Genomic DNA, 11,288 nt, shown 5'->3' with positions numbered 1-11,288 from the left:
GGGGCAAGGGGTGGTCATGGCGGTGGGCCTCACTCGCGCCGGAACTCGGCCGGTCGCTTCTCCGCGAACGCGCGGGCGCCCTCCTTCGCGTCGGCGGTGTCGAAGATGGGCCAGCCGCGCTTCAACTCCGAGGCGAGACCGTCCGTTTCGGTCATCTCGGCGGTCTCGTAGACGGACGCCTTGACCGCCTCGACGGCCAACGGGCCGCATGCGTTGATCTGTTCGGCGATCTCCAGCGCCGTCTCGAGCGCGGTGCCGTCGGGCACCACACGTCCGACGAGCCCGATCGCCGCGGCCTCCGGCGCCGGGTAGGGCCGCCCGGTCAGCAGCATCTCCAGGGCGTGGGTACGGGGAACCTGGCGCGGCAGCCGCACCGTCGAGCCACCGATGGGGAACAGACCGCGCTTGACCTCGAAGAGCCCGAACGTCGCCGACTCCCCCGCCACCCGGATGTCCGTGCCCTGAAGGATCTCGGTGCCGCCCGCGACGCAGTGCCCCTCGACCGCCGCGATGACGGGCTTGCGCGGCCGGTGGTGGCGCAGCATCGCCTTCCAGTGCAGGTCGGGGTCGGCCTTGAGGCGGTCCCGGTAGTGCTCGCCCTCCATCCCCTTGCCCGCGAGTGCCTTGAGGTCCATGCCGGCGCAGAACACACCACCCGCCCCGGTGAGCACGATGGAGCGGATCGAGTCGTCGGCGTCGGCCTCCAGCCACCCGTCGTAGAGGCCGACGAGCATCGGCAGGGACAGCGCGTTCTTGGCCTCCGGCCTGTTGAGCGTGAGTACGAGCGTGGCGCCCTCGCGCCGGACGTCGAGATGTTCGGTCCCACCCATGAGGGGTCCTCCAGTCAGCCGCAGCCTCGGACCTGGAACAGGTTGCAGGAGGGCACGTGCCAGTTCAAGAGTTTTCTGACACTCAGTCAGTTTTCTTGTGCGGAGGCCCTTCCCCCTTACTCCCGGTTCTGTTCTGATGACGGCCAGGAGGCGCCCGGGAGACATCCGGCCCTGGATCATCTGGATCAGGAGGAGCGCGGTGGAGTACAACCTTGCCGACCTGTTCGAGTCGGTCGTCGACGTGGTCCCCGACCGCGAGGCGCTCGTCTACGTGGATCATCCCGGTACGGGCGCGGAGCGCCGGCTCACCTACGCGCAACTGGACGCGGCGGCCAACCGGGTCGCCCACCACCTGATCGCGGCCGGGATACGCCCCGGCGAGCATGTGGGCCTGCACCTCTACAACGGCATCGAGTACCTGCAGACGGCGCTCGGCTGCGTCAAGGCGCGGGCCGTCCCGGTGAACGTGAACTACCGCTACGTGGAAGAGGAGTTGGCCTACCTCTACCAGGACGCGGATCTCGCGGCCCTCGTCTTCGACACGGAGTTCACGCCGCGCGTGGCGGCGGCGCTGCCGCGTGCCGAGAAGCTGCGCCACCTGGTGCGGGTGGGCGCGCCCGAGGCGGACGCGCCGCCGCTGAAGGCGGTGGACTTCGAGGAGGCGACCGCGCAGTCCTCCCCCGAGCGCGGCTTCCCGCCGCGCTCCCCCGACGACCAGTTCATCATCTACACCGGTGGCACCACGGGCATGCCGAAGGGGGTGATGTGGCGTCAGGAGGACCTGTTCTTCGCCGGGTTGGGTGGTGGCGCGCCCACGGGTGAGCCGGTGTCACGGCCCGAGGAGCTGGCCGAGCGGGTGGCGGCCGGCGGCGACGGCATCACGTTCTTTCCCACTCCCCCGCTGATGCACGGCACGTCGACCCTCACGGCCTTCATCGGCTTCAACTTCGGCCAACGCGTCGTCATCCACCGCAAGTTCGCCCCGGAGGAGGTGCTGCGCACCATCGAGAAGGAGAAGGTGACGAGCATGTCCCTGGTGGGCGACGCGATGCTGCGCCCGCTCATCGACGCGCTCAAGGGGCCGTTGAAGGGCACGGACTGCTCGTCGATGTTCAGTGTCTCGTCCTCGGGCGCGATCATGTCGGACACGGTGCGCGCCCAGTTCCAGGAGCTGGTGCCGAACACCATGCTGCTCAACAACTTCGGCTCGTCCGAGTCCGGCTTCAACGGCACGGCGACGGCCGACTCGGGCGCGGGATCCGGCTTCCACGTCCAGGTCAACTCCCGTACGCAGGTGGTGGACCCGGCGACGTACGAGCCGGTCGCGGTCGGCGAGGTGGGGCGGATCGCGCAGCGCGGGCACGTACCGCTCGGCTACTACAACGACCCCGCGAAAACCGCCGAGACGTTCTTCCAGAAGGGCGAGGAGCGCTGGGTGCTGCTCGGCGACATGGCGACGGTCGACGAGCAGGGCATCGTCACGGTCCTCGGACGCGGCTCGCAGTGCATCAACACGGGCGGCGAGAAGGTGTACCCGGAGGAGGTCGAGCAGGCACTCAAGTCCCACCCGGACATCTACGACGCGCTGGTGGCCGGTGTGCCGGACGAGAAGTGGGGCAACCATGTGGCGGCGGTGGTCCAGCTCATGGACGGCGCGGAACCGCTGACCCTGGACACCGTCCAGAGGCACTGCCGCAGCCATCTCGCCGGTTACAAGATTCCCCGGCAGCTGGTGGTGACGGACAGCATCCAGCGCTCGCCGAGCGGGAAGGCGGACTACCGGTGGGCGCGGTCCGTGGCCGCGGAGGGGAACGCGTAGGCCCCCTCCGCGTGGCTCGTGCTCAGTCGAGGCAGAACTCGTTGCCCTCGATGTCCTGCAGCGTGATGCAGGACTCGTTCTCCTCGTCGGCGCGTTGCGTCAGGACGTGGGTCGCGCCGAGCTTGTACAGGCGCTCGGCCTCGGCTTCGAGCACCGCGAGCCGCTCGTCGCCGACGAGGCCAGCCCCGGCCCGCACGTCGACGTGCACCCGGTTCTTGACGACCTTCCCCTCCGGAACGCGCTGGAAGAAGAAGCGCGGCCCCTCGCCCTTGGGGTCGGCGCAGGCGGACCATGTCTCGTCCTCGTCGGCCCCGGGCGGCATGACGTATCCGAGCACCTCGCACCAGAAGCGGGCGACCCGTACGGGCTCCGCACAGTCGAAGGTGATCTGGACCTTCTTGATCGATGTCATCGGCGCACCATAGCAAGGGTGTTCCATGGCGCGCGGCCGGATTTATCTCGGTTGCCCGGCCGTCGTCCCGGTGCTGAAGTTCGCGCATGAATCATGCGAAGGTCAGGGACCTGTTCGATCAGCAGATGCGGCGCGAGGCGCAGCCCGACGAGCCCGGGGCGCGGGTCGAGCGGATCGGCGACGTGGTGCGCCACGTCGGCCCGGCGGCGGGGTGGAACGGGGTGCTGTGGTCGGGCCTCGACGAGGATTCGGCCGACGCCGCGATCGCCGAACAGGTCCGCTTCTTCGGCGACTTGGGCCGGGAGTTCGAGTGGAAGACGTACGCGCACGACCGCCCCTCCGACCTTCCCGACCGGCTCGAGGCCGCCGGGTTCGTACCGGAGGTGCCGGAGACACTGCTCGTCGCGGAGACGGCCGCGCTGCCTGTCGACACCGCGCCACCCGAAGGGATCCGGCTGCTCCCGGTCACCGACGAGTCGCGGGTCGAGCTGGTGGAGCGGGTGCACGAGCTGGCCTTCGAATCCGGCCGCTCGGCCATCGGTCACCAGCTCAGGACCCAGCTGGCCCAGGACCCGGCCACCGTCCCCGCGGTCGTGGCGCTGCACGGCGACGAGCCGGTGAGCGCCGCCCGCATGGAGCTGCACCCGGGGACGGCCTTCGCGAGCCTGTGGGGCGGCGGCACGGTGCCCGAGTGGCGTGGCCGCGGGATCTACCGGTCGCTCGTCGCGTTCCGCGTCCGCATCGCCGCCGAGCGCGGCTTCGCGTACGTCCAGGTGGACGCGACGCCGTACAGCCGGCCGATCCTGGAACGCCTGGGGTTCGTGGCACTCGGGACCACCACGCCGTACGTCTGGGAGCCCCCGGCCGGCCGCTGACACCGGAACCGGCGCGTCGCATGTCTTGACGAGCGCGGGCACTCCTTGAATTACTGATCGACAGCAGGGCAACCGAATGATCGGTCGGGAGTTTCGGGAGTGCGTGCGATGGCGTCGATGGCGACGGACTGGCGGGACGAGGGCGAGCGGCTCGGCGCGGACGAGCTGCGCGCGCTGCAGCTGGAGCGGCTGCGCGGGACGCTGCACCGGGTGTACGAGCGGGTGCCGTTCTACCGCGAGGCGTTCGACAAGGCGGGGGTGCGGCCCGAGGACTGCCATGCCCTGGCGGACCTGGGGCGCTTCCCGTTCACGACCAAGGCGGACCTGCGGGACAACTATCCCTTCGGGATGTTCGCCGTGGAGCAGTCCGAGGTGCGGCGCCTGCACGCGTCGAGCGGCACGACGGGGCTGCCCACGGTCGTCGGGTACACCGAGGCCGACCTGTCGATGTGGTCGGACATGGTGGCGCGGGCGATCCGCGCGGCGGGCGGCAGGCCGGGGCACAAGGTCCATGTGGCGTACGGGTACGGCCTGTTCACCGGCGGGCTGGGCGCGCACTACGGGGCGGAGCGGCTCGGGTGCACGGTGATTCCGGCGTCCGGTGGCATGACGTCGCGCCAGGTGCGGCTGATCCTGGACCTGAAGCCCGAGATCATCATGGTGACGCCCTCGTACATGCTCACGCTCCTCGACGAGTTCGAGCGCCAGGGCGTCGATCCGCGCACCAGCTCCTTGAAGGTCGGCATCTTCGGCGCGGAGCCGTGGACCGAGGAGATGCGGCGCGAGATCGAGGAGCGGGCGGGGATCGACGCGGTCGACATCTACGGTCTGTCGGAGGTCATGGGTCCCGGCGTGGCCCAGGAGTGCGTGGAGACGAAGGACGGGCTGCACATCTGGGAGGACCAGTTCTACCCGGAGATCGTCGACCCGATCACGGGTGAGGTGCTGCCGGAGGGCGAGCACGGCGAGCTGGTCTTCACCTCGCTGACCAAACAGGCGATGCCGGTGGTGCGGTACCGGACGCGGGACCTGACGCGGCTGCTGCCGGGGACGGCGCGGCCGGCGTTCCGGCGCATGGAGAAGATCACCGGGCGCAGTGACGACATGGTGATCCTGCGGGGCGTGAACCTGTTCCCGACGCAGGTCGAGGAGATCGTGCTGCGCACCCCCGGCGTCGCCCCGCACTTCCAGCTCCGCCTCACCCGCGAGGGCCGCATGGACGCGCTCACCGTACGCGCCGAGGCCCGGCCCGACGCGACGCCCCAGGAGCGGGAGACTGCGGCGCGCGCCATCGCGGCCGGGATGAAGGACGGGGTGGGGGTGTCGGTGTCCGTGGAGATCGTGGAGCCGGAGTCGCTCGAGCGGTCGGTGGGCAAGATCAAGCGGATCGTGGACGAGCGGAAGTCCTGAGCGGGGCTGCGCCACTCCCCCGCTCCGTCATGCGAACCGGTCCCGCAGCTCCCGCTTGAGGATCTTGCCGCTCGCGTTGCGCGGGAGTTCGTCCACGAAGACGACCCTCTTGGGCGCCTTGAAGTGGGCGAGCTGCTCGCGCGCGTGGGTGATCAGATCCTCCTCCGTGACGTCGGCGGACCGCACCACGACCGCCGTGACCGCCTCGATCCAGCGCTCGTCGGGCAGTCCGACGACGGCGGTCTCGGCGACGGCCGGGTGGGTGTAGAGAGCGTCCTCGACCTGGCGTGAGGCGACGAGCACGCCGCCGGAGTTGATGACGTCCTTCACCCGGTCCACGACGGTGAAGTAGCCCTCGCTGTCGCGCACCGCGAGGTCTCCGGACCTGAACCAGCCGTCCCGGAAGGCCTGTTCGGTCTCCTCCGGCTTGTCCCAGTAGCCGTCGCACAGCTGCGGGGAGCGGTAGACGACCTCGCCGGGTGTGCCGTCGGGCACGTCCTTGCCCTCGTCGTCGACGACCTTCGCCTCGACGAACAGCACAGGACGCCCGCACGAGTCCATCCGCCCCTCGTGCTCGTCGGGTCCGAGGACGGTGGCGAGCGGGCCGATCTCGCTCTGCCCGAAGCAGTTGTAGAAGGCGAGTCCCGGCAGCCGGGCCCGCAGCCGTTCGAGCACAGGGACCGGCATGATCGAGGCGCCGTAGTACGCCTTGCGCAGCCCGCTCAGGTCGCGGGCGGCGAACTCGGGGTGCTGGGAGAGCCCGATCCACACCGTCGGCGGCGCGAACAGGCTGTCCGCCTCCCCCGCCTCCACGAGGTCGAAGACCCGGTCGGCGGCCGGCGCGTCGAGGATCGTGTTGGTGGCGCCCACCGCCAGGTACGGCAGCAGGAACACGTGCATCTGCGCCGAGTGGTAGAGCGGCAGCGCGTGCACCGGCCGGTCCGTCTCCTTGAGGTCGAGCGCGTGGATGGCGCTCACGTACTCGTGGACGAGCGCGCGGTGCGTCATCCGGGCGCCCTTGGGCAGTGCGGTGGTCCCGGACGTGTAGAGCAGTTGCGCCAGGTCGTCGGCGTCCGGCGACTCCCCGTCGTACGGGGCGCTGGCCGCCAGCCGTGTGAGCAGGGTGTCGTCCGCGTCGCGCAGCGGCAGCACGGGCACGTCGCCGGGGAGGCGGTCCGCGATGTCGGGGTCGGCGAGGACGAGCGAGGCGCCGGACTGGCGCACGATGTACACGAGGTCCTCGCCGGTCAGGTTCTGGTTGACCGGGACGTGCACGAGGCCCGCGCGGGCGCAGGCCAGGAAGCCGATCAGGTACGCGTCCGAGTTGTGCCCGTAGGCGCCGACCCGGTCGCCCGGCGCGAGGCCCTCGGCGCGCAGGGCGCCGGCCGCGCGGGACACGGCGTCGTCCAGCTCCCCGTACGTCCAGGAGCGCGGCCCGTAGCGCAGGGCGACGCGCTCCGGGGTGCGGCGGGCGCTGCGGCGCAGGACTCCGTCGACGGTGCTGCTGGCGGCTTCGGCGGCAGGTGACCTCGTCATGGCGTGATCCTGTGCGGTGACGGGCGCCGGGTCAAGGCGGCGGACGCGGCGGGTCGAACGACCGATGCGGTGCATCCGATCCGGCCGTTCGGGGCGAAGGGAGGAGTGAGGCAGCGGGTTCCACCTCGCCCGCTGATCCCCTTCGCCGCTGACGCCGGGTGCCTGCTCGCCTCGGTGTCAGCGGCCCTCATCGCCGGGCATGTCCGGTACCGGACATGCCCGGTCTCGGCTCAGGGCCGACTTCCGGTACGGGCTCCGCTCCCGCCGACCTCTCCGCACCGGACATACCCGTTGGTACGCTCAGCGCCCTCACGCAGCTCAACCACCTCAGCCCGCACTGCAGTTGGGAGCACGATGCGCACACGTCCGGGACACAGACGCCTCGCGGCCCTCGGGGTCGCCCTGTTGACCGCGCTCAGCGGCACCGCCTCGGTGTCGTCCGCCGCGGCCGACCGTGACACACATCCGCACGGCGGCGGCCTGTCCGCCACCATCCGCTACACCGAGTACGGGATCCCGCACATCGTCGCCAAGGACTACGCGAACCTCGGTTTCGGCACGGGGTGGGCGCAGGCCGCCGACCAGGTGTGCACGCTCGCCGACGGGTTCGTGACGCTGCGCGGCGAGCGTTCGCGCGTCTTCGGGCCCGACGCGGCGCCCGACGGCTCGCTGTCGTCGGCGACCAAGAACCTCTCAAGTGACCTGTACTTCAGGGGTGTTCGCGAGGCGCACACCGTGGAGAAGTTGCTCGACGTCCCCGCGCCCGCGGGCCCGAGCCGCGATGTGAAGGACGCGATGCGCGGCTGGGCCGCCGGGTACAACGCGTGGCTGAAGCAGAACCGGATCACCGACCCGGCGTGCAAGGGCGCGGACTGGGTGAAGCCGGTGACCTCGCTCGACGTGGCGACGCGCGGCTTCGCGATCGCGGTGCTCGGCGGGCAGGGCCGCGGGATCGAGGGCATCACGGCCGCGCAGCCGCCGACCGCGGGTGCCGCGCAGACTGGGCCGGACAAGGCCGATACCGCCCGCGCCGCCCGCGAGTTGTTCGCGCAGGACGACTCCGACATGGGCTCGAACGCGGTGGCGTTCAGCGGCGCGGCGACGGCGAACAAGCGGGGCCTGCTGCTCGGCAACCCGCACTACCCATGGCAGGGCGGCCGCCGCTTCTGGCAGTCGCAACAGACGATCCCGGGCGAACTCAACGTCATGGGCGGCTCGTTGCTCGGCACCACCGGGATCTCCATCGGGCACAACGCGAACACAGCGTGGAGCCACACGGTCGCCACGGGCGTCACGCTCAACCTCCACCAGCTCACCCTCGACCCGTCCGACCCGACGACGTACGTGGTCGACGGCAAGAAGGAGAGGATGACGAAGCGGACCGTGAGCGTGCCCGTCAAGGGCGGCGGCGACGTGACCCGCACCCAGTGGTGGACCCGCTACGGCCCCGTCGTCACGAACCTCGGCGCCCAGCTCCCACTCCCCTGGACCGCGACGACGGCCTACGCCCTGAACGACCCCAACGCGGTCAACCTGCGCGCCTCCGACACGGCGCTCGGCTTCAGCAAGGCCCGCTCGACCGCCGACATCCTCGCGTCGCTGCGCCGCTCACAGGGTCTGCCGTGGGTGAACACGATCGCCGCGGACTCCTCGGGCCACTCGCTGTTCACGCAGTCGCAGGTGCTGCCGCGGATCACCGACGAGCTGGCGGAGCGCTGTTCGACGGCGCTCGGCAAGGTGACGTATCCGGCCTCGGGTGTCGCCGTCCTCGATGGCTCGAAGAGTGACTGTGGGCTGGGCAGGGACAAGGACGCCGTGCAGCCGGGCATCTTCGGCCCGTCGAAGATGCCGGTGCTCAAGGACGCCCCGTACGCGGAGAACTCCAACGACAGCGCCTGGCTCGCCAATGCGGACCACCCGATCACCGGCTACGAGCGGGTCTTCGGGAACATCGGCACGCAGCGGTCGATGCGCACGCGCGGCGCCGTCGAGGACGTTGCAGGGATGGCGGACAAGGGCGGGCTGAAGGTCGCGGATCTGCAGCGGCAGCAGTTCGCCGACCGGGTACCCGCCGCCGATCTGACGGCCGCCGACACCGCGAAGGCGTGCGCCGCGCTGCCGGGCGGCTCGGCAACGGGCAGCGACGGCAAGCCGGTTGACGTCTCGCGGGCCTGTGACGTGATCGGCGCGTGGGATCGCACCATGAACACCGACAGCCGGGGCGCCCTGCTCTTCGACCGGTTCTGGCGGAAGCTGACGGCGGCGGTGCCCGCGGCCCAACTGTGGAAGGTGCCGTTCTCGGCGGCGGATCCGGTGCGTACACCGAACACACTGAACACTCAGGCGCCCGGTTTCGCCACGGCGCTCGCCGACGCGGTGGCCGAACTCAAGGCCGCGAACATTCCGTTGGACGCCGAGCTCGGGGATCACCAGTTCGTGACGCGCGGCGGCGAGCGCATCCCGGTGCACGGAGGCACGGAGTCGCTCGGCGTGTGGAACAAGGTCGAACCGGTGTGGAACGCCGCGGGCGGCGGCTACACCGACGTCACGACCGGGTCGAGCTACATCCAGGCGGTCGGCTGGGACGGCGGGCGCTGCCCGGTGGCACGCACCCTCCTCACGTACTCCCAGTCGTCGAACCCGAACTCGCCTCACTACAGCGACCAGACCCACCTCTTCTCAAAGAAGAAGTGGGTCACGGAGCGCTTCTGCGAGAAGGACATCCTCAGGTCGCCCGCACTGAAGGTGGTGCGGGTGCGCGACTGACGGGCCCTCCAGGACCGGGGTGGTCTCACACTGGTTTCACACCACCCTGGTCCGCCCCTCCCAGTACGGGTCTCGCAGGCGGCGCTTGTAGAGCTTGCCGTTGGGGTCGCGGGGCATCGTCTCGATGAAGTCGACGCTCTTGGGCCTCTTGTAGCCCGCGAGTTGGGTCTCGCAGTGGGCGAGGATCTCGGCCGCGAGCGCGTCACCGGCTGTTCGGCCCTCCGCGACCTCGACGACCGCCTTGACCTCCTCGCCCCAGTCGTCGTGCGGGATGCCGAACGCGGCGGCGTCGGCGACGGCGGGATGGGTGAGCAGCGCGGATTCGATCTCCGCGGGGTAGATGTTGACGCCGCCCGAGATGATCATGTCGATCTTGCGGTCGCGCAGGAAGAGATAGCCGTCCTCGTCGATCACCCCGAGGTCACCGACGGTGAAGAAGTCGCCGATGCGGTTCTTCTTCGTCTTGCCCTCGTCCTTGTGGTACGAGAATCCGCCGGTGTTCATCTTGAGGTAGACGGTGCCGAGTTCACCGGCCGGCAGCTTGTTGCCATCGTCGTCGTAGATCGCCAACTCGCTGATGGGCCAGGGCTTTCCGACGGTGCCCGGCTTCTTCAGCCAGTCCTCGGCCGTCGCGAACGCGCCGCCACCCTCGCTGGCCGCGTAGTACTCCTCGACGCACGTCCCCCACCAGTCGATCATGGCGCGTTTGACGTGGTCGGGGCAGGGCGCGGCGCCGTGGATCGCGTGCCGCATGGACGTGACGTCGTAGCGGTCCCTGACCTCCTGCGGGAGCGCGAGCAGGCGGTGGAACTGGGTCGGCACCATGTGCGTGTGCGTGCACTTGTGGGTGTCGATGAGGCGGAGCATCTCCTCGGGCGTCCACTTGTCCATCAGGACGAGCTTGTGCCCGATGTGCAGGGACGCTCCCGCGAACTGGAGGACCGCCGTGTGGTAGAGCGGCGAGCAGACCAGGTGCACGTTGTCGTCGTACGGCTTGACGCCGAAGATGCCGAGGAACCCGCCGAGGTACGACTCCTCCGGCAGCTTTCCGGACAGCGGACGGCGGATGCCCCGGGGGCGACCGGTGGTCCCGGACGTGTAGTTCATGACCCAGCCGAGCGTGCGCTCCTCGGGCGCCGACTCGCTCTGTCCGTCCAGGAGTTCGGCGTACGGGCGGAAGCTCGCGACGTCACCGACCGCGTACCGATGGCTGTCGGGCAGGCCCGCCTCGTCGGCTGCGGACCTCGCCGCGTCGGCGAACCGCTCGTGCGCGATCAGCACCTTGGCGCCCGAGTCGGAGACGATCCAGGCGATCTCCGGCCCCACGAGGTGGTGGTTGACCGGCACGAGATAGAAGCCGGCCTGTGAGGCGGCGAGGTAGGCGGTGAAGAACTCGACACTGTTGGGGAGTACGACGGCGAATGCGTCGCCCCGCTGAAGGCCTGCCGCGCGCAGACCGTGGACCATCTTGTTGGACGCGGCGTGCAGGCGCCCCGCCGTCCACGGTTCACCGTCAGGGGCGATCAGGATCGTACGGTCGGGATCGGCGGCGGCCTGCGCCCAAAAGCCATTGGCCGGAGTGCTTTTGGAAGGTGCGCCGTTGGCGGAGGTGTTGCCGTTGGGGGATGCGCTCATGCTGG

Annotated in this window: 8 protein-coding genes; 4 read left to right on the top strand and 4 right to left on the bottom strand. The window is 70.3% G+C overall.

Annotation, left to right across the window (positions count from 1 at the left end; genetic code table 11):
* Nucleotides 1-29: 29 nt before the first annotated feature.
* The gene (locus ACYSUO_RS13475) at nucleotides 30-830 is read right to left on the bottom strand and encodes a crotonase/enoyl-CoA hydratase family protein (RefSeq protein ID WP_461776306.1); all 801 of its coding nucleotides are present in this window, start codon (nucleotides 828-830) and stop codon (nucleotides 30-32) included.
* Nucleotides 831-1,029: 199 nt separating this feature from the next.
* Between ACYSUO_RS13475 and ACYSUO_RS13470 the strand changes: the two genes are divergently transcribed.
* On the top strand, nucleotides 1,030-2,649 hold the full coding sequence (locus ACYSUO_RS13470) for an acyl-CoA synthetase (RefSeq protein WP_461776305.1): 1,620 nt from the start codon (nucleotides 1,030-1,032) through the stop codon (nucleotides 2,647-2,649).
* 22 nt (nucleotides 2,650-2,671) lie between these two features.
* On the opposite strand, the gene ACYSUO_RS13465 is transcribed toward ACYSUO_RS13470, so the two are convergent.
* Nucleotides 2,672-3,061: a VOC family protein gene (locus ACYSUO_RS13465; protein ID WP_461776304.1), complete on the bottom strand. Its 390-nt coding sequence runs from the start codon at nucleotides 3,059-3,061 to the stop codon at nucleotides 2,672-2,674.
* Nucleotides 3,062-3,147: 86 nt separating this feature from the next.
* Here ACYSUO_RS13465 and ACYSUO_RS13460 point away from each other — a divergent pair, with 86 nt between their 5' ends.
* Both ACYSUO_RS13460 and paaK read left to right on the top strand, forming a co-directional pair.
* Entirely contained in the window at nucleotides 3,148-3,936 is a 789-nt protein-coding gene (locus ACYSUO_RS13460) for a GNAT family N-acetyltransferase (protein ID WP_461776303.1), read from the top strand.
* A 108-nt stretch (nucleotides 3,937-4,044) separates the two neighbouring features.
* A complete protein-coding gene (paaK, locus tag ACYSUO_RS13455) occupies nucleotides 4,045-5,346 on the top strand; it encodes a phenylacetate--CoA ligase PaaK (protein ID WP_461776302.1) in 1,302 nt (433 codons plus the stop codon).
* A 27-nt stretch (nucleotides 5,347-5,373) separates the two neighbouring features.
* Here the strand turns inward: paaK and ACYSUO_RS13450 are convergent, their stop codons facing one another.
* On the bottom strand, nucleotides 5,374-6,882 hold the full coding sequence (locus tag ACYSUO_RS13450) for an acyl-CoA synthetase (RefSeq protein WP_461776301.1): 1,509 nt from the start codon (nucleotides 6,880-6,882) through the stop codon (nucleotides 5,374-5,376).
* Between the two features lie 354 nt (nucleotides 6,883-7,236).
* On the opposite strand from ACYSUO_RS13450, the gene ACYSUO_RS13445 reads away from it, so the two are divergent.
* Entirely contained in the window at nucleotides 7,237-9,648 is a 2,412-nt protein-coding gene (locus tag ACYSUO_RS13445) for a penicillin acylase family protein (protein ID WP_461776300.1), read from the top strand.
* A 36-nt stretch (nucleotides 9,649-9,684) separates the two neighbouring features.
* Here ACYSUO_RS13445 and ACYSUO_RS13440 read toward each other — a convergent pair whose 3' ends face one another.
* The gene (locus tag ACYSUO_RS13440; RefSeq protein ID WP_461776299.1) at nucleotides 9,685-11,283 is read right to left on the bottom strand and encodes an acyl-CoA synthetase; all 1,599 of its coding nucleotides are present in this window, start codon (nucleotides 11,281-11,283) and stop codon (nucleotides 9,685-9,687) included.
* Nucleotides 11,284-11,288: the final 5 nt, after the last annotated feature.

Source organism: Streptomyces sp. UC4497 (assembly GCF_054871485.1).
The sequence above is the reverse complement of the archived record's forward strand: the minus strand, read 5'-3'. Positions and strand labels throughout refer to the sequence as shown.